We start from the raw sequence: 17,766 nt of genomic DNA on the forward strand, positions 1-17,766 counted from the left end.
CCGGTCGGCCGGGGGAGGCCGCCGCCGCGCCGGTGGAGGCGCTCGGGGCCCGCCGCGGTCACCGGCTAGCCTCGACGTCGTGGCTACCGCGTTGGTGATCGAGAACGACCCGACCGACGACGTCCGCCGGCTCGGCGAGTGGCTGACCGAGGCGGGTCTCGACCTGTGGGTCGTCCGCGCGCACGCCGGCGATCAGCTCCCCGCCGACCTGGAGGGCTACTCCGCGCTGGTGGTGCTGGGCGGCGAGCAGCAGGCGTACCCGCTGCCCGACGGCTCGCCCGGCGCGCCCTGGTTCCCCGCCGTCGAGGGGCTGCTCCGCAAGGCCGTCCGGCACCGGGTGCCCACCCTGGGCATCTGCCTGGGCGCGCAGTTGCTGGCGACCGCCCACGCCGGCGAGGTCGAGCGCAGCGCGTCCGGGCCGGAGGTCGGGCCCGGTGTGGTCGGCAAGCGGGACGCCGCCGACGCCGACCCGCTGTTCCGCTACGTCCCGCTGATCCCCGACGTGCTCCAGTGGCACGCCGACGAGATCACCGAGCTGCCCCGGGGCGCCACCCTGCTGGCCGCCTCCACCCGCTACCCGCACCAGGCGTTCCGCCTCGGCGACCGGGCCTGGGGGCTGCAGTTCCACATCGAGTGCGACACCGCGATGATCGCCGACTGGGCCACCGACTCGACGCTGCTGGCCGAGCTGGGCTACGACCCGGACCTGGTGGTGGCGGCCTGCCACGCGGTGATGGTCGACGTCGAGGAGGTCTGGCAGCCGTTCGCCGCCCGGTTCGCCGCGCTGGCTCTCGGCGAGCTGGACGACGACACGTCCCGCCGCAGCCTGCCGCTGCTCGGGCAGTGATGAGCCGGCCGACCAGCGCCGCCGGACGGCTCGCCCGCTACGGTTTCGGCATCGTCGGCGGCGACGGCGCCACCCGCGCCGCCGACCTGCTCGGCCCCGACGGGCTGGGCCTGTGGCGGCCGGACGTGCAGGAGCCGACCGACGACCGCGCGGCGGAGCTGCTCGCCGCGCTCTCCCGGGCCGCCGACCCGGACCTGGCGCTGCGCCAGCTCCACCGCATCGTCGAGGCGGAGCGCCGGGCCGCCGGTCCGGCGGCCACCGGTTCGGCGCTGGTGGAGGCGCTCGCGGACGACCCGGGGCTGCGCCGCCGGCTGATCGCCGTCCTCGGCGCCTCCTCGGCGCTGGGCGACCACCTGGTCGCCAACCCCGACCAGTGGCCGGCCCTGCGGACCGCCCCGGACGGGCTCGCGCCGACCGCGGAGGGCCGGCTCGACCTGTCCGGCGACGGGCAGCCGGTCGCGGTGCTGCGCAAGGCGTACCGGCTGGCGCTGCTGCGGATCGCGGCGGCCGACCTGACCGGCGACCGGGGCCTGGAGCAGACGATGGCCGCGCTCTCCGCGTTGGCCGACGCGACCCTGGCGGCGGCGTACGAGATCGCCGTCGGCGAGCTGCCGGAGGGCACGCCCCGGCCCCGGCTCGCCGTCGTGGCGATGGGCAAGTGCGGCGGTGACGAGCTGAACTACGTCTCCGACGTCGACGTGATCTTCGTGGCCGCCGAGGACGACGACCTCGCCGCGGCCACCACGGTCGCCACCCGGCTGATCCACGTCTGCGGGCTGGTCGCCTGGCCGGTCGACGCCGCCCTGCGGCCCGAGGGCAATCGTGGCCCGCTGGTGCGCACCCTGGCCAGCCACCTCGCCTACTACCGGCGCTGGGCGCGGACGTGGGAGTTCCAGGCGCTGCTCAAGGCCCGGCCGGCGGCCGGCGACCTGACCCTGGGCCGGGAGTGGATCGACCAGCTCGCCCCGCTCGTGTGGCGGGCCGCCGAGCGCCCCGAGGCGGTCGAGGACGTCCGCGCCATGCGGCGGAAGATCATCGACAACGTCCCGCCGAAGGAGTTGGAGCGCGAGATCAAGCGCGGCCCGGGCGGGCTGCGCGACATCGAGTTCGCCGTCCAGCTGCTGCAACTGGTGCACGGCCGGGGCGACGAGTCGCTGCGGACGCCCGGCACCGTCCCGGCGCTGCGCGCGCTCGTCGCCGGCGGCTACGTCGGCCGGGCCGACGGGGAGGCGCTGCTGCGCGGCTACCGCTTCCTGCGCGGCGTCGAGCACCGCCTCCAGCTCCAGGGGCTGCGCCGCACCCACACCGTGCCGACCGAGCCGGCCGCGCTGCGCTGGTTGGCCGCCGCGCTGGGCTACGCGGCCACGCCGGGCCGCAGCGCCGTCGAGGAGTTCCGCGCCGAGTGGGTCACCCACGCCACCGAGGTACGCCGGCTGCACGCCAAGCTGCTCTACCGGCCGCTGCTGGAGTCGGTGGCCCGGGTGCCGGCCGACGGGCTGCGGCTGACCCCGGAGGCGGCCCGGCACCGGCTGGAGATCCTCGGCTTCGCCGACCCCGCCGGGGCGCTGCGGCACCTCCAGGCCCTCACCGGCGGGGTGAGCCGCACGGCGGCCATCCAGCGCACCCTGCTGCCGGTGCTGCTCAGCGAGTTCGCCGACGCCCCCGAGCCGGACCGCGGCCTGCTCAACTACCGGCAGGTCTCCGACAAGCTCGGCAGCACGCCCTGGTACCTGCGCCTGCTGCGCGACTCCGGGCCGGTGGCCCGCCGGCTGGCCCGGGTGCTCTCCTCCTCCCGCTACGCCGCCGACCTGCTGGCCCGCGAGCCGGAGGCGCTGCGGATGCTGGCCGAGGAGAGCGAGTTGACCCCCCGGCCGAGCGGGGTGCTCTGCGAGGGCTTCGCCGCCGCCGCAGCCCGGCACGCCGACCCCGTCGAAGCCACCCGGGCGATCCGCGCGCTGCGCCGCCGGGAGCTGGTCCGCATCGCCTGCGCGGACCTGTTGAGCCGGGCCGGCTCGCTGGCCCCGTCGCCGCCCCGGCCCGACGGCGGGCGGGCCGCGCTCGGTCTCGCCGACGTCGCCGCCGTGGGCACGGCGCTGGCCGACGTCACCGACGCCACCCTGGCCGCGGCGCTGCGGGCCGCCCGGGCCGCCCAGCCGCCCATGCCGGGGCTGCGCTTCGCCGTGATCGGCATGGGCCGCCTGGGCGGGTACGAGTCGAACTACCTCTCCGACGCCGACGTGCTCTTCGTCTACGACCCCCCGCCCGGCGCCGGCGAGAGCGCGGCCGGCGCGGCGAGCGCCGCCGCCCACGGGATCGCCGAGGAGTTGCGTCGGCTGCTCGGCATGCCCGCGCCCGACCCGCCGCTGGGCGTGGACGCCGACCTGCGTCCCGAGGGCCGGCAGGGTCCGCTCGTGCGCAGCCTCGCCGCGTACGCGCAGTACTACGCCCGCTGGTCGAAGGTGTGGGAGGCGCAGGCGCTGCTGCGTGCCCGGTTCGTCTGCGGCGACGCCGACCTCGGCGCGGAGTTCGAGGCGATGGTCGACCCGGTCCGCTACCCGGCCGACGGGTTGACCCGCGAGCAGGTGGTGGAGATCCGGCGGATCAAGGCGCGGGTGGAGCACGAGCGGCTGCCCCGGGGCGCCGACCCGGCCACCCACACCAAGCTCGGGCGGGGCGGCCTCGCCGACGTCGAGTGGGCGGTGCAACTGCTCCAGCTCCGGCACGCCGGGACGGTCCCGCGGCTGCGCGGCACGCGTACGCTCGACGCCCTCGCGGCGGCCCGGGACGCGGGGCTGGTCGACCCGACGGACGCCACCGAGATGGCGGCCGGCTGGACCCTGGCCGCGCAGGTCCGCAACGCGCTGATGCTGGTCCGCGGCCGGGCCGGCGACCAGTTGCCCCGGCACGGCGTCGAGTTGGCCGGGGTGGTCCGGCTGCTCGGCCGGGACGATCCCGGCGAGTTCCTCGACGAGTACCTGCGCACCGGCCGCCGCTCCCGCGCGGCGATGGAGCGGGTCCTCGACGCCTGAACCGGCAGGCCCCCGCCCTTGCCCGGCCGCCCCACGCCTGGCGCTACGGGCGGCGGCGGACCAGCACCACGTGGTCGACGAGGGTCCCGGTATGGCCGTCCGGGCCGGTGGCCTGCCGGCGCGGGGCGTCGAGCCGCTCGGTGAGCCACCGGTCCGGGTCGAGGTCCAGCTCGGCGAGGGTCTCCTGCGGGGTGGGGAAGCGCACGTCCGGGTGCGCGTGCCGTCCCCACGGCGGGACCTCGCCGTGCTCGACGACGAGCAGCCGGCCGCCGGGGGCCACGGCCCGGGCCGCCGAGCGCAGCACCTCTCCCCGGGGGAACTCCAGCGGCGACTGGAGGAACTGCGCGGAGACCAGGTCGAACTCGCCCGGCGGGAAGGTCCGGGTGAGGTCGTGCCGGCGGAACTCGATGCGGGACGCCACCCCGGCCTCGGCCGCCGCTGCGGACGCCCGGTCGAGGGCGGTCTCGGCGACGTCCACCGCCGTCACCCGCCAGCCCCGCCCGGCCAGCCAGATCGCGTCGCCGCCCTCGCCGCAGCCGAGGTCCAGCGCGGTGCCGGCCGGCAGCGGCCCGGCGACGTCGACCAGGATCGGGTTCGCCCGCCCGCTCCAGTACCGGTCGCGCCGCCCGTAGAGCTCCTCCCAGTACCGAGCGGTCTCCTCGTCCACGTCCGGGTGCCGCCAATGGTCGTCCACCGGCGCCGCCGTCCTGTCGTGCCGGTGCTCCCCGGCCGTTCCGTCGTGTCGCACGTCTCGTCCTCCTGGTGCGCCGCCCTCGGGTCCCTTGTCGCGTCGATCGTGCGCGCCGGCGGCGGGACGAGCAAGAAATCTTGCCGAAGCGGCAAAAGACGGCCCGGAGCCTCCGAGCGCCCGGCCCGGCGGTTCCGGCTCAGCTCCCCAGCCGGTACGTCCCGGCGCGCGGCACCGTCACCGCCGTCCAGTCGCCGTCGGCGGCGACCGTGGCGCCGCCGGAGGCGGTCAACCAGCGGCTGTGCCGCACCCGGACCGGCACCGTGCCGGCGGCCGGCACCTGGAAGGTCACCGAGGCGCCGTCCTGCGCGACGAGGTCGGCCGGCGCGCCGACGATCGGGGTCGGCTCGGCGACCGCCCAGACCCGCCAGTGCGGGCCGGACCAGACGGGCGTGAGGTACGGCAGGCCGCCCGTGACCAGGTCGGCCTCGGCCCGCCCCACCCACGACAGCGGGGCGTCCGGCACCGCGACGAACTGCACGGCGTTCTCGGCCAGCCAGTCCCGGTAGCTCGCGGCGGTCAGCGGCACCCCGGTGCCGGCCGCGCCCGGGACGGTGGTGAAGAAGAGGGGGTTCCGGTCGATGTCGGCCTGCCGCAGCCAGCCCCGGGCCAGCGGCACCTCGCCCAGCCGCGCCGCCTCCCAGTAGTTGCGGGTCGGCGGCACCTCGACCCGGCCGGTGAGCCGCTGCCCGTCGAGGAACTCCCGCAGCGGCGCGAAGTACGCGGCCCGGCCGGTCGGGTCGTCGACGCTGCGCAGGTCGGCGGGGGGCACCGGCGGCTGCCACCAGCAGCCGGCCGCCAGCAGCGTGGCCAGCGCCACGCGGCCCCGGACCTTGCTCCGCCCCTGCGCCGCGTCCCGGCCGCCCACCCCGCCCCGCGCCGCGCCCCGGCCGCGTCGGGCCCACCACCGCGCCAGCCCGACCGGGGGGCGGGCGGCGGCGGCCAGCAGCGGCAGGCCGAACATGACCGCCAGCCGGGTGGCGTTCAGCCCGACCGGGGTGTGCACCAGCGCCGCCGCCAGCACCCCGGCCGCCGAGAGCAGCGCGCCCACCCGCACCGGCCGGTACGCCACCAGCGCGGCGACCAGCAGGCTGGTCAGCACGGCGCGCAGCGTGTCGGTGCGGCTGATGTTCATCCAGCCGCCGTCGCCGAAGAGCAGCGCGGTCGCCCCGAGCGGCAGCGCGGCGGCGACGCCGAGCGCCAGGCCGTCGGCGTACCGGCGGGTGAGCAGCAGCGCCGCGCCGGCCAGGCCGACGAAGAGGCCCGCCACCGGGCTCGCCGCCGAGGCCAGCAGCGCCCCGGCGACCGCCAGCCCGAGCCGCGCGACCTGCCGTCGCCGCGCCCGCCCGTCGGCGTCGGAGTCGGCCGGTGCGGCCGGGTCGGAGTCGGCGGCCCGTGCGGCCGGGCCGCGGGGGAGGGTGAGGGCGAGCAGCGCGCCGAGGCCGAAGGCCACCCCGAGGCCGTACGTCACCCGGCCCGAGACCAGGTTGCCGGCGATCGTGACCACCCCGACCAGGCTGCCGAGCAGCGGGCGCGGCACCCCGGTGCGCACCAGCAGCGCCGCGAACGCGGTCGCCGCCGCCACCAGCGCCAGCACGCCGGTGACCCGCACCCCGAGCAGCGCCATCACCGGCTGGGAGACCAGGCTGTAGCCGAACTGCTGGACCCCGCCGTACCAGCGCAGGTCGACCGGGGCGAGGCCGTGGGCGGCGAAGAAGTCGGCCCGGGCGACCTGCGCGGCGAGGTCGGAACCGGTCGGCGGAAGAGCGAGATACGTCACGCCGAGGAGCACGGCGGACGCGGCGGCCACCGCCACCACCCGACTGCGCCGCATGCCCACCTCCGTACCGCGACCACCGTACTGGCAGCATGTCCGGCGTGCCTCACCACCTCGCGCGCTGGATCGGCCTGGCCGGCTCGACGCTGCTCGCCGTGGCCGCGTTCCTCGGCGGAGCGCTGCCCGACGGCGATTTGCGCCCCACCCCGCTCAGCATCTGGCAGGGCCCGCACGGCCCGTTGATCATCGCCACCTGGGCGGTCGGCACGGGCCTGATGGCGTACGCCTGGTGGGCGCTGCGCGACCGGGTGCCGTCGACCCGCTGGGCCGTGGTCACCGCCGGGCTCTGGCTGCTGCCGCTGCTGGTCGCGCCGCCGCTGGGCAGCCGAGACGTCTACGCGTACGCCTGCCAGGGCGCCAGCTACTCCGCCGGCATCAACCCGTACGAGCAGGGTGTCTCGGCACTGCCCTGCCCGTGGCTGGACACCATCTCCTACATCTGGCGGGACACCTCGGCCCCGTACGGGCCGCTGTTCCTGCTGATCGCCGGGGCGGTGGTCGAGGCGACCGGGTCGCTGACCGGCAGCATCGTGCTGTTCCGGCTGCTGGCGGTGGCCGGGGTGGGGCTGACCGCGGCCTGCCTGCCGCCGCTGGCCCGGCGCTGCGGCGTGCCGGCCGGCCGGGCGGTCTGGCTGGCGCTGGGCTCGCCGCTGATCGGGGTGCACCTGATCTCGGGCGCGCACAACGACGCGCTGATGGTGGGGCTGCTCGTGGCCGGGCTGGCGATGGTGGTGGCCCGGCCGGGCCGCCCCGGCCCGCTGCTCGCCGGGGGAGCGCTGCTCGGCCTCGCCGGCGCCGTCAAGGTCACCGCGCTGGTGGTGGTGCCGTTCGCGGCGCTCGCCGCGATCGTCGGGGCGTACTCGATCAGGGCGTTGATCCGCGACGGTGGGTGGGTGGTCGGCGGGGCGCTCGCGGCGGTCGTCGGCGCGACCCTCGCCAGCGGCCTGGGCTTCGGCTGGGTCACCGGGCTGGAGCAGGGCGGCCTGGTGATCGCCTGGACCTCGCCCCCGACGGCGGTGGGGCAGACCGTCGCCTACCTCGCCGCGCCGTTCGGCTGGCACGGCGATCCGCTGCCGGTCACCCGGGGCATCGGGATGGCCGTGCTCGCGCTGGTGCTGATCTGGCTGTGGTGGCGGGCCCGCACCCGGGAGCCGCTGTGGCACGCCGGCCTGGCGCTGGCCGCCACGGTCGCGCTCGCCCCGCTGTTCCACCCCTGGTACTGGACCTGGCCGCTGGCCGTGCTCGCGGCCACGTCGCGGCGCACCGGCTGGTTCGCGCTCGTCGCGGTGCTCTCGGCGTTCCTGGTCCTCGCGGACGGCACCGGGCTGGCCCGGTACAGCAAGACGGTCGGCGCCCCGCTGATGACGCTGTTGGTGATGGTGGTGGCCGTCCGCTTGGTACGGTCGGCTTGGGCGGCCCGCCGGTCGGCTCGGGCGGCCCGCCGGCCGGCCGCCGTGAACTGAGGAGAGGACGCCGGTGACCACACCCGGCTCCCCGTCGACCTCGCCCGACGTCTCGCCGTCGCCGGATGCCGCCCGGCTCGCCCGGTACGCGGGCCTGGGCGGGGCGGTGCTGTTGGCCGTCGCCGGCTGGCGGGGCGGGGCGCTGCCGTCGACCCCGCTGGACGTCCCCCCGGGGGACCGTTGGCTGTCGGACGGTGGGCCGCTGACGCTGGGGGTCTGGCTGGTCGGCACGGCCCTGCTGGTCGGCGCCTGGTGGGCGCTGCGCCGGGGCGCGCCGTCCACGCGGTGGGCGTACCTGACCGCCGGGCTGTGGGCGCTGCCGCTGCTGGTCACCCCGCCGCTGGGCAGCCGGGACGTCTACTCCTACGCCTGCCAGGGCTGGGCGTACGCGCACGGCGTCGACCCGTACGCGACCGGGGTGGCCGAGGCCGGCTGCCCCTGGGTGGAGTCGGTCGCGCCGATCTGGCGGGACACGCCCGCCCCGTACGGGCCGTTCTTCGTGCTGCTCGCCGCGCTCGCGGTGACCCTCGGCGGCGGCCTGGTGGGCGCTGTCGTGGCGTTCCGCCTGCTCGCGGTCGCCGGGGTGTTGCTGGCCGCCCTCTGCCTGGTGGGCCTGGCCCGCGCCGCGGGCGTGCCCACCCGCAGGGCGGCCTGGCTGGCGCTGGCCTGCCCGCTGGTCGGGGTCCACCTGGTGGCCGGCGCGCACAACGACGCGGTGATGCTCGGCCTGCTGCTGCTGGGCCTGCTGGTGCTGGTGCGCGGGCCCGGCAAGCCGAAGCCGCTGTTGGTGGCCGGGGCCCTGCTCGGGCTGGCGGTGACGGTGAAGGCCACCGCCGTGGTGGTGCTTCCCTTCGCGGCGCTGGCCGCGGTGCTGGGCCGCTACACCGTGCGGGCGCTGCTGCGCGACGCCGGCTGGCTGGCCGGCGGGACGCTCGGCGCGGTGGGGGTCACCTCGCTGCTGTCCGGCCTCGGACTCGGCTGGATACGCGGGCTGACCCGCAGCGGGGACTCCGAGCAGTGGACGTCGCCCCCGACGGCGGTGGGCTTCGTCGTCGACTACGCGGGCGAGCTCGCCGGGCGGGACCCGGGCGCGGTGCCGGCGACCCGCGCGGCGGCGCTGCTGCTGCTCGCCGTGCTCGTGGCGGCGCTGTGGTGGCGGGCCTGGTCGGGGCTGCGCCGGCTGAACGACGTCCGGCAGCGGGTGGCCCGCCTGGACGCCGCCCGCCCCCGGGTGACCCTGCTCGGCGCGGGGCTGGCGCTGGCCGCCACGGTCCTCCTCGCCCCGGTCTTCCACCCCTGGTACGCCACCTGGCCGCTGGCCCTGCTCGCGGTCGCCGCGACGCGGACCACCTGGTTCGTGGCGCCCTGCGCGGCGGCGGCCTTCCTCACCCTGCCCGACGGCACCAACCTGGCCCGGTTCACCAAGGCCCCGGGCGCGATCGCGATGACCGCGCTGGTGGCCGGGCTGGCGGTGTGGGGCCTGCTCCGGCTGCGCCGGACCCGTGCCGCGCGCCCCGGCTGAGGGGCACATGCCGCGCCGCGCGTCCCGGCCGCCGGACCCGTGCCGCGCGCCCCGGGCGCACAGGTTAATGATCGTGGGATGAGCACAGCCGAGGAATCGTTGCCGGGCAACGCCACCACCGGCGTGGTGCGCGTCGGCGACACCGTGCGCCGTCCGGTCGGCCCCTGGAGCGACGTGGTGGACGCCCTGCTGGAACACCTGCACGCGGTGGGATTCGCCGGTGCCCCCCGGCCTCTGGGTCGCGACGCGCAGGGCCGGCAGGTGCTGGAGTACGTCCCAGGCGAGGTCGGCGAGGCGTCGGGCACGTACCCGGTGGCGGACCTGTTCGCGATCGGCCGGATGCTGGCCGAGCTGCACGAGGCGCTGGCCGGGTTCACCCCGCCGGCCGGCGCGGCGTGGCAGCGGCTCATCCCGCCGGACCGGGAGGAACTCGTCTGCCACAACGACGTGGCCCCGTGGAACCTGATCAGGGCGGACCGGGGCTGGGTGCTGATCGACTGGGACTGCGCGGCGCCGGGCTCCCGGCTCTGGGACCTCGCGTACGCCGCGCAGAGCATGGCCGGCCTGCGCCCGGACCGGCCGGTGGCCGAGTCGGCGGCCCGGCTGCGCGCCTTCGCCGACGGCTACCGGCTGGACGAGGCGTCCCGCCCGGCCCTGGCCGCCATGCTGGGTCGCCGCGCCCGGGCCATGTACGACCTGTTGCGCGAGGGCGCGGAACAGCGGCGCGAGCCGTGGGCCCGGATCTGGACCGAGGACGGCCCGTACTGGCTGGCCACCGCCGAACACCTCGACGCCCACACCGAGGCATGGGAGATCGCCCTGCGCTGACCGCCCTCCCGCCACCGCGCGAGCCGGCCTCGCAGCCGAGTGCCGATCCGCGCCGCCACTCGCCGTGGATCGGCCGCGTCGAGTGGAACACCGTGGCTGTCAGGACGCGCGGATGACAGCCACGGTGTTCCACCGACCGTGCGGGTGCTGCGCCGCTGGCCTACGGCACCTGCTCGGCGTTGCGCCCGCAGGTCGGGCAGCGGTCGCCGGGTCTGACGGGGCCGGGTCGGCGCACGCGCTTGCACAGAGCGATCGCCAGCGGCAGCAGCGCGGGGCCGGCCAGGCCGACCACGACGGCCGTCGCGGCGAGCGCGGCCCAGCCCGGGTTGGGCGCGCCGCGCGCGCTGCCGTCGACCGCGCCGGCCAGTGGGTGCAGGAAGAGCAGGCCGACCGGGGTCAGCAGCACCAGCAGCGCCCAGCCACCCCGGTGGTCGGCCCGCAGGGCCAGCCCCGCCCCGAGTAGCAGCACCACGACGAGCAGCACCACGGCGGCGCCGGGCAGGATCTGGCTGGCCGTCCAGCCGTAGTAGCTGATGTAGAAGTCGTATTGGGCTAGCAGGTTGACACCCGCGAGGCCGGCGGAGCCGATGGCGAGCAGGGGCGCCGCCCGGAGCAGCGCCGGCAGCCGCTCGGGGAGGCCGAGCGCCACCAGCCCCAACCCGACCTGCGGCAACAGCACGAACAGCGGTGGTCGGGGCAGGCCGGCGAGGGCTGCGACCGGCACGACCGCGACGGTGAACAGCACCGCGATGGCGACGGCCCACCGGGTCCACCGGCCCGGCGCCACAGCGTGCACCGCCGCGGCGAGCAGCCAGGCGGCCCACACCCCGATCCCGAGCGAGACGAACGGTCCTGCGCTCGGCACGCCCCACTGCGCCATCGGCGGGTCCAGTTCCAGCACCGACCAGACCGCCGCCAAGGCGGTCGCGGTGAGGAAGGCGAGGACGGCGGCGAGGCGTACGCCCGGGATCAGGTCGGCGGCGCCGGCGGCCCGCAACCGCTGGCGCATGCCGCCGCGCAGCAGGTCCGCGGCGTCCGCCGGGGAGGGCCAGCGCCGGCCCGGTCCGGCCAGGTCGAGGTACGTGCCGACGATCTCGGCGCCGCGCGCCCGCCGGTACTCGGCCGGGTACGCCCGCAGCAGGCGGTGGTAGCGCCGCTCCAGCCCGTTCATGCCAACCCCCCGGCGGTACGCGGGGCGAGCGGTCGGGCCGCGCGGGCGCGTAACCGGGCGGTGGCCGCCTCCACGTTGCGGCGCAGGCGCTCGGTCTCGGCGGTGAGCGTGGCGTCGCCGGCGGGGGAGAGGCGGTAGTAGCGGCGCAGCCGGCCGTCCACCACCTCCTCCCGGTCGACCGCCACCAGTCCGGCGTCGACCAGGCGGTCGAGTGCACCGTAGAGGGTGCCCGGCCGCAACGACACGCGCCCCTCGGAGAGGGCGGCGACCTCGCCGATCAGGCCGTAGCCGTGCATCGGCTCGCCGGCCAGCGCCGTGAGGATCAGGAAGGTGGGTTCGCGCAGCGGAGTGTCCACGCCCTCAATGTATCGGACACGAAGGTATGTCGGCGGCCGTTACGCGCGGCCGGGCCGGCCCCGCGAGTCGCGGAGCCGGCCCGGCCGGTGCTGATGGAGCGTGCGTCAGCAGTCGAAGTACATGGCGAACTCGTGCGGGGTCGGGCGCAGGCGCACCGGGTCGACCTCGTTGGCCCGCTTCCACTCGACCCAGGTGGAGATCAGGTCGGGCGTGAAGACGCCGCCGTCGAGCAGGTAGTCGTGGTCGGCCTCCAGCGCGTCGAGCACCTCGGGCAGCGAGCCCGGCACCTGCTTGACGTCGCCCCACTCCTCCGGCGGCAGGTCGTACAGGTCCTTGTCGATCGGCGCCGGCGGCTCGATCTTGCTCTTGATGCCGTCCAGGCCGGCCATCATCATCGCCGAGAAGGCCAGGTAGACGTTGGCGGACGGGTCCGGCACGCGGAACTCGACGCGCTTGGCCTTCGCGTTGCTGCCGGTCACCGGGATGCGGGTGCAGGCGGAGCGGTTGCGCTGCGAGTAGACCAGGTTGACCGGCGCCTCGTAGCCCGGCACCAGCCGGCGGTACGAGTTGATCGTCGGGTTGGTGAAGGCCAGCAGCGACGGGGCGTGGTGCAGCAGGCCGCCGATGTACCAGCGGGCCATGTCCGACAGGCCGGCGTAGCCGGTCTCGTCGTAGAACAGCGGCTCGCCGTTCAGCCACAGGCTCTGGTGGGTGTGCATGCCGGAGCCGTTGTCGCCGAAGAGCGGCTTCGGCATGAAGGTGGCGGTCTTGCCGTTGGCCCAGGCCTCGTTCTTCACGATGTACTTGAAGAGCTGGAGCTGGTCGGCCGCGTGCAGCAGGGTGGAGAACCGGTAGTTGATCTCGGACTGGCCGGCGGTGCCCACCTCGTGGTGCGAGCGCTCCACGGTGAACCCGGTGTCGACCAGCCGGCGCACGATGCTGTCGCGCAGGTCGGCGTAGTGGTCCACGGGCGGCACCGGGAAGTAGCCGCCCTTGTACGCGGTCTTGTAGCCGCGGTTGCCGCCCGGCTCCTCGCGGCCGGTGTTCCAGGCGCCCTCGATCGAGTCGATGTAGTAGAACGACTGGTGGGCCGAGGTCTCGTGGCGGATGGAGTCGAAGATGTAGAACTCCGCCTCCGCGCCGAAGTAGGCGGTGTCGGCGATGCCGCTGGCCGCCAGGTACGCCTCGGCCTTCTTCGCCACGTTGCGCGGGTCCCGGCTGTAGGCCTCGCGGGTGAACGGGTCGTGGATGAAGAAGTTGAGCGCGAGGGTCTTCTGCGCCCGGAAGGGGTCGATGAAGGCGGTGGCGACGTCCGGGAGCAGGAGCATGTCCGACTCGTGGATCGCCTGGAAACCGCGGATCGACGAACCGTCGAAGGCCAGGCCCTCGGTGAAGAATTCGTCGTCGACGGACTCGACCGGCAGGTTGAAGTGCTGCATCACGCCGGGCAGGTCACAAAAACGTACGTCGACGAACTTCACGTCCTCGTTCTTGAGGTATCGCAGGAGTTCCTCGGGATTGGCGAACACACGTCCTCCTGGCACGTCCACGGGTGGCTAGGCTCTTGGCGACGCTATGGCCGGGCGGTTGCCCGCCCATGTCTTGAGTGTTTCTGCCGTGTTACGTCCCTCGCGGAGCGTCATCCGCCCTGCTCTGGCGGGGCGATCGGGCGACGGAACGTCACCGGCTGTGCCAGTGTATTGACACTTGCTCGCTTTGGTCCCTTTTTGCGCTCGGGGTGCCGGCGACCGTCCCCGAGCCGCCCGTACGCCCTGGATACCCTTGACCGTTGTGAGCAACCCGCCTGACCGCCCCGTGCCGCCCGCGTCCGATCCCGCCTTCACCCCGCCCAGCCTGGGCCGCCGGTTCGGCGCGCTGGTGATCGACTGGGTGCTCTGCCTCCTCGTCGCCCGAGGGTTCGCCGACCCGGTCCGCGACGGGTGGGCGCCCGTGCTGGTGCTGATCCTGGAGTACGGCTTCTTCCTCGGGCTGTTCGCCCAGACGCCGGGCATGTTCATCACGAAGATCCGCTGCGTCGCCTGGGCCGACGGCGGGCGCATCGGCCTCCTCCGGGCGCTGCTGCGCGGCGTGCTGCTCGCCCTCGTCGTGCCGGCCCTGTTGATGGACAACCACCGCCGAGGCCTGCACGACCGCCTCGCGGGCTCGGTCGTCACCGACGCCCCCCGCCCCTGAAGGCACCCCCCAGAACGCAGGAGCCGGGCCCGACGGGGCCCGGCTCCTCTTGAACGTACGACCCGGTGGGTCAGCGGCCGCGCGACTGGCGGAACGCGCCGCGCGGGGGCCGCATGTTCTTCGGGATCGCGCCCTTGGGCATCTGCGGGCGGGCGGTGAGCGCCTTGAGCCGCTTGTCGAGGGAGTTGACGTCCTTGCCGCTGAGCGTGCGCGGCAGCCGCATCAGGGTCATCCGCAGCTTGCGGACCGGCAGCTGGCCCTCCTCCTGCCCGATCACGTAGTCGTGCAGCGGTGCGTTGCCGATGACCTTGGCCAGCCGCCGCTTCTCCTGGCCGAGCAGGCCGCGCACCCGCTGCGGGTTGCCCTCGGCGAGCAGGATCACGCCGGGCCGGCCGATGACCAGGTGGACCATGTCCATCTGGGTGGTGGAGCTGACGGCCGGGGTGACCCGCCAGTCGCCGCGCATGCTCTCCATGATCTGGGCCGCCGCGCCGGGCTGCCCCTCGGCGGCGTTCATCATCGCCCGGTTGGACCGCAGGTTGAGCACGATCAGCAGGCAGAGCAGGGCGAGCAGGATGCCCAGCGGCAGCCAGATCCAGCCCCAGAGCAGGACCGCGACCACGGTGAGCGCGAGCGGGATCAGCACCGCGCCGGCGGCCAGTGGGGCGAACCACCTGTCCTGCTTGGCGGTGAACTTGAACACCATCCCGATCTGCTTCAGCCGCTGGCCGAACGAGACCTTCTCCTGGGGCTTTGCCATGCCGATGAGTCTAGTGGTCGCCCCACGCCGCGATCACCCGCGGCCGGGCTGAATGGCGTACGCCGCCGTGCCGCCCCCAGAGACCGGCAGTGAGGCGGGCAGCGGGCGACGATCGGCCGGCGCGCCGCCACCGTTCGTCGCGACGGGCGGCGGCGCCGGCGCGCCGACCGAGTGCGTCAGCCCGCGGTGACCGGAGTGCGTCAGCCCGCGGTGGCCGGGGTGCCCTCGCGGGCCTCCAGCGCCTGCCGGTAGAGCCGGCCGGCGCGGTACGACGAGCGCACCAGCGGACCGCTCATCACGCCCGCGAAGCCGATCTCCTCGGCCTCCTCGCGCAGCTCGACGAACTCCTCCGGCTTCACCCAGCGGGTGACCGGGTGGTGCCGGGGGGAGGGGCGCAGGTACTGCGTGATGGTGATCAGCTCGCAGCCGGCGTCGTGCAGGTCGCGCAGCGCCTGGGAGACCTCGGCGCGCTCCTCGCCCATGCCCAGGATCAGGTTGGACTTGGTGACCAGGCCGTCGGCGCGGGCCTGCCGGATCACGTCCAGCGAGCGCTCGTAGCGGAACGCCGGCCGGATCCGCTTGAAGATCCGCGGCACGGTCTCCACGTTGTGCGCGAGCACCTCCGGCCGGGAGCCGAAGACCTCGGCGAGCTGCTCGGGGACCGCGTTGAAGTCGGGGATCAGCAGCTCCACGCCGCAGCCCGGCTGCAGGGCGTGGATCTGCCGGACCGTCTCGGCGTAGAGCCAGGCGCCGCCGTCGGGCAGGTCGTCGCGGGCCACGCCGGTGATGGTGGCGTAGCGCAGGCCCATCGAGACCACCGACTCGGCCACCCGGCGCGGCTCGTCGGCGTCGAACTCCGCCGGCTTGCCGGTGTCGATCTGGCAGAAGTCGCAGCGCCGGGTGCACTGGTCGCCACCGATGAGGAAGGTGGCCTCCCGGTCCTCCCAGCACTCGTAGATGTTGGGGCAGCCGGCCTCCTGGCAGACGGTGTGCAGCCCCTCGCGCGAGACGAGCCCGCGCAGCTGGGTGTACTCCGGCCCCATCTTGGCCTTGACCTTGATCCACGGCGGTTTGCGCTCGATCGGCGTCTCGGCGTTGCGGGCCTCGATGCGGAGCAGACGCCGCCCCTCGGGGGCGGGCGTCGCGGTGCGCGCTGCCTGGCCGGTCGCCGGCGCGGAGTGCTCGATCGTCACGAAACCGAGCCTACGCCCGACGGCCGCCGTCGATGTGCCGCGGGCGACCGGCGTCACGCCGGAAACCTTGTGACGCCGGACACCGGGGCTGGGGAAACGGCGTTACACGAAAAGCCGGTGGGGTGCTAGCGTGCCGGGCAGAGCTGTGACGGAGCCGAGTAGCGGCCCGATCCGCCAGCCGAGAGAGCCGCCGGTTGCTGCGAGGCGGTCTGGCGCCGGACCGTGAAGACCCTCCCGAGCTGCGGGAAGAACGGCGTGCACGGAAGGGCACCTTTCTAACGCCTCCGGTAGAGGAGGGGGCCCTTCCCAACCACGCCCAGTAGAGCCCGCCCGGCTGGCCCCGGTGAAAAGGCGACGAACGAGGCCCCCGCCACGGCGGGGGCGAAGGTGTGGTGGCACCGCGAGGTTCCCGCTCGCCCACACCTCCCGGGGATCGCGTTGCGATTGATCGAGGAGGTAACCGCCGTGCAACGCATCCTTTCCCACCAGCTCTCCGCCCATGTCGGCGCGACCGCCCGGATCGCCGGCTGGATACACCGCCGCCGGCTGCTCAAGTCGGTGGCGTTCCTGATCGTCCGGGACGCCGCCGGCCTCGCCCAGGTGGTGGTCGCCGACCCGGCCGTCCGCGCCGACCTGGAGAAACTGACCGAGGAGACCGTCGTCGAGGTCACCGGCACGGTGGTCGCGAACCCGACCGCTCCCGCCGGGGTCGAGGTCGCCGAGCCGACCGTACGACCGCTCGGCCCGCCCGCCGTGCCGCCGCCGTTCGACCTCTACCGGCCGGCGCTGACCGCGAGCCTGCCCACCCAGCTCGACCACGCGCCCGTGGCGCTGCGCCACCCGACCCGTTCGGCGGCGCTGCGCGTCTCGGCGGCGGCGGTGGCCGGCTTCCGCGCCGCGCTCGACGCCCGCGACTTCGTGGAGATCCACACACCGAAGGTGGTCGGCTCGTCCACCGAGAGCGGGGCGAACGTGTTCGCGCTGGACTGGTTCGGCCGGCCCGCGTACCTGGCCCAGTCGCCGCAGTTCTACAAGCAGCTCATGGTCGGCGTCTTCGAGCGGGTCTACGAGGTCGGGCCGGTGTTCCGGGCCGAGCCGCACGACACGGTGCGGCACCTGGCGCAGTACACCTCGCTCGACGCCGAACTCGGCTTCGTCACCGACCACCGGGACGTGATGGCCGTGCTGCGGCACACCCTGGCCGGCATGCTCGACGCGGTACGCGGGCGGGCCGGCTCCGCGCTCGCCACGCTCGGCGTCGAGGCCCCCGAGGTGCCGGCGGAGATCCCCGCCGTGCACTTCACCGAGGCGCTGAAGATCGCCGGCGCACCGGCTGACGAGCCGGACCTCGCCCCGGCGCACGAGCGGGCGCTGGGGGAGTGGGCGCGGCGGGAGCACGGCTCCGAGTTCCTCTTCGTCACCGGCTACCCGATGGCGAAGCGGCCCTTCTACACCCATCCCGACCCGGCGCGGCCCGCGTACTCCAACGGGTTCGACCTGCTGTTCCGGGGGCTGGAGCTGGTGACGGGCGGGCAGCGGCTGCACCGGCACGCCGACTACCTGGCCGCGCTCGCGGCCCGTGGCGAGCCCGTCGAGCCGTACGCCGGCTATGTCGACGCGTTCCGGCACGGGATGCCGCCGCACGGCGGTTTCGCCATCGGGCTGGAGCGCTTCGTGGCCCGGCTGACCGGCGCGGCCAACGTCCGGGAGGTGACCGCCTTCCCGCGCGACCTGCACCGGCTCACCCCCTGAGGGGTGACCACGGCCGCACAACGGGAACCCCTCGTCGCCGACAGGGCGGCGAGGGGTTACCTGTGG

The 17,766-nt window shown here is 75.4% G+C and carries 13 protein-coding genes and 2 pseudogenes; 7 read left to right on the forward strand and 8 right to left on the reverse strand.

The genetic code is table 11. From position 1 onward, the window contains the following. Nucleotides 1-79: 79 nt before the first annotated feature. Nucleotides 80-847 carry a type 1 glutamine amidotransferase gene (locus ACFY23_RS07405; RefSeq protein ID WP_350679760.1) on the forward strand — a complete coding sequence of 256 codons (768 nt, stop codon included), beginning with the start codon at nucleotides 80-82 and terminating at the stop codon, nucleotides 845-847. Next, complete coding sequence (locus ACFY23_RS07410; RefSeq protein WP_350679762.1) at nucleotides 847-3,876, forward strand: bifunctional [glutamine synthetase] adenylyltransferase/[glutamine synthetase]-adenylyl-L-tyrosine phosphorylase; 3,030 nt, start codon at nucleotides 847-849, stop codon at nucleotides 3,874-3,876. Before ACFY23_RS07405 ends, ACFY23_RS07410 begins: the two co-directional genes overlap by 1 nt. Before the next feature lie 43 nt (nucleotides 3,877-3,919). Here ACFY23_RS07410 and ACFY23_RS07415 read toward each other — a convergent pair whose 3' ends face one another. The 3 genes and pseudogenes from ACFY23_RS07415 to ACFY23_RS07425 all read right to left on the reverse strand — a co-directional run. After that, on the reverse strand, nucleotides 3,920-4,570 hold the full coding sequence (locus ACFY23_RS07415; protein WP_387036798.1) for a class I SAM-dependent methyltransferase: 651 nt from the start codon (nucleotides 4,568-4,570) through the stop codon (nucleotides 3,920-3,922). Nucleotides 4,571-4,763: 193 nt separating this feature from the next. Then, nucleotides 4,764-5,945: pseudogene (locus ACFY23_RS07420) on the reverse strand (hypothetical protein); the annotation flags it as partial. An 83-nt stretch (nucleotides 5,946-6,028) separates the two neighbouring features. After that, nucleotides 6,029-6,458, reverse strand: a pseudogene (locus ACFY23_RS07425) (hypothetical protein); the annotation flags it as partial. Between the two features lie 44 nt (nucleotides 6,459-6,502). Between ACFY23_RS07425 and mptB (ACFY23_RS07430) the strand changes: the two are divergent. From mptB (ACFY23_RS07430) to ACFY23_RS07440, 3 genes are all read left to right on the forward strand, one after another. Then, nucleotides 6,503-7,924 (forward strand): polyprenol phosphomannose-dependent alpha 1,6 mannosyltransferase MptB, encoded by a 1,422-nt coding sequence (mptB, locus tag ACFY23_RS07430; RefSeq protein WP_350679768.1) that lies wholly within the window; start codon nucleotides 6,503-6,505, stop codon nucleotides 7,922-7,924. Nucleotides 7,925-7,937: 13 nt separating this feature from the next. Beyond that, nucleotides 7,938-9,446 (forward strand): polyprenol phosphomannose-dependent alpha 1,6 mannosyltransferase MptB, encoded by a 1,509-nt coding sequence (gene mptB, locus ACFY23_RS07435; RefSeq protein ID WP_350679770.1) that lies wholly within the window; start codon nucleotides 7,938-7,940, stop codon nucleotides 9,444-9,446. Between the two features lie 78 nt (nucleotides 9,447-9,524). Next, nucleotides 9,525-10,274, forward strand: coding sequence for a phosphotransferase enzyme family protein (locus ACFY23_RS07440; RefSeq protein WP_350679772.1), 750 nt, complete (start codon nucleotides 9,525-9,527; stop codon nucleotides 10,272-10,274). A 160-nt stretch (nucleotides 10,275-10,434) separates the two neighbouring features. Here the strand turns inward: ACFY23_RS07440 and ACFY23_RS07445 are convergent, their stop codons facing one another. The 3 genes from ACFY23_RS07445 to glnA form a co-directional block, all read right to left on the reverse strand. Further along, nucleotides 10,435-11,445, reverse strand: a complete 1,011-nt coding sequence (locus tag ACFY23_RS07445; protein ID WP_350679774.1) for a hypothetical protein — start codon at nucleotides 11,443-11,445, stop codon at nucleotides 10,435-10,437. Then, nucleotides 11,442-11,801 carry a helix-turn-helix transcriptional regulator gene (locus ACFY23_RS07450; protein WP_350679775.1) on the reverse strand — a complete coding sequence of 120 codons (360 nt, stop codon included), beginning with the start codon at nucleotides 11,799-11,801 and terminating at the stop codon, nucleotides 11,442-11,444. Before ACFY23_RS07450 ends, ACFY23_RS07445 begins: the two co-directional genes overlap by 4 nt. A 105-nt stretch (nucleotides 11,802-11,906) precedes the next feature. Next, complete coding sequence (glnA, locus tag ACFY23_RS07455; protein WP_350679777.1) at nucleotides 11,907-13,331, reverse strand: type I glutamate--ammonia ligase; 1,425 nt, start codon at nucleotides 13,329-13,331, stop codon at nucleotides 11,907-11,909. Nucleotides 13,332-13,593: 262 nt separating this feature from the next. Here glnA and ACFY23_RS07460 point away from each other — a divergent pair, with 262 nt between their 5' ends. Further along, the gene (locus ACFY23_RS07460; protein ID WP_387036624.1) at nucleotides 13,594-13,995 is read left to right on the forward strand and encodes an RDD family protein; all 402 of its coding nucleotides are present in this window, start codon (nucleotides 13,594-13,596) and stop codon (nucleotides 13,993-13,995) included. Nucleotides 13,996-14,065: 70 nt separating this feature from the next. Here ACFY23_RS07460 and ACFY23_RS07465 read toward each other — a convergent pair whose 3' ends face one another. Beyond that, nucleotides 14,066-14,755 (reverse strand): DUF4191 domain-containing protein, encoded by a 690-nt coding sequence (locus ACFY23_RS07465; protein ID WP_350679779.1) that lies wholly within the window; start codon nucleotides 14,753-14,755, stop codon nucleotides 14,066-14,068. A gap of 200 nt (nucleotides 14,756-14,955) precedes the next feature. Next, nucleotides 14,956-16,005: a lipoyl synthase gene (gene lipA / locus ACFY23_RS07470; RefSeq protein WP_350679781.1), complete on the reverse strand. Its 1,050-nt coding sequence runs from the start codon at nucleotides 16,003-16,005 to the stop codon at nucleotides 14,956-14,958. Nucleotides 16,006-16,413: 408 nt separating this feature from the next. Between lipA and aspS the strand changes: the two genes are divergently transcribed. After that, entirely contained in the window at nucleotides 16,414-17,700 is a 1,287-nt protein-coding gene (gene aspS, locus ACFY23_RS07475) for an aspartate--tRNA(Asn) ligase (protein WP_350679783.1), read from the forward strand. The last annotated feature ends 66 nt before the right edge of the window (nucleotides 17,701-17,766 follow it).

This window comes from Micromonospora sp. NPDC000121, assembly GCF_042899165.1.
GTDB lineage: Bacteria > Actinomycetota > Actinomycetes > Mycobacteriales > Micromonosporaceae > Micromonospora.

Bases quoted from the DNA above. Each gene is read 5' to 3' on its own strand.
- ACFY23_RS07410 (WP_350679762.1), top strand. From the start codon at position 847: ATGAGCCGGCCGACCAGCGCCGCCGGACGGCTCGCCCGCTACGGTTTC.
- ACFY23_RS07440 (WP_350679772.1), top strand. From the start codon at position 9,525: ATGAGCACAGCCGAGGAATCGTTGCCGGGCAACGCCACCACCGGCGTG.
- ACFY23_RS07445 (WP_350679774.1), bottom strand. From the start codon at position 11,445: ATGAACGGGCTGGAGCGGCGCTACCACCGCCTGCTGCGGGCGTACCCG.
- ACFY23_RS07465 (WP_350679779.1), bottom strand. From the start codon at position 14,755: ATGGCAAAGCCCCAGGAGAAGGTCTCGTTCGGCCAGCGGCTGAAGCAG.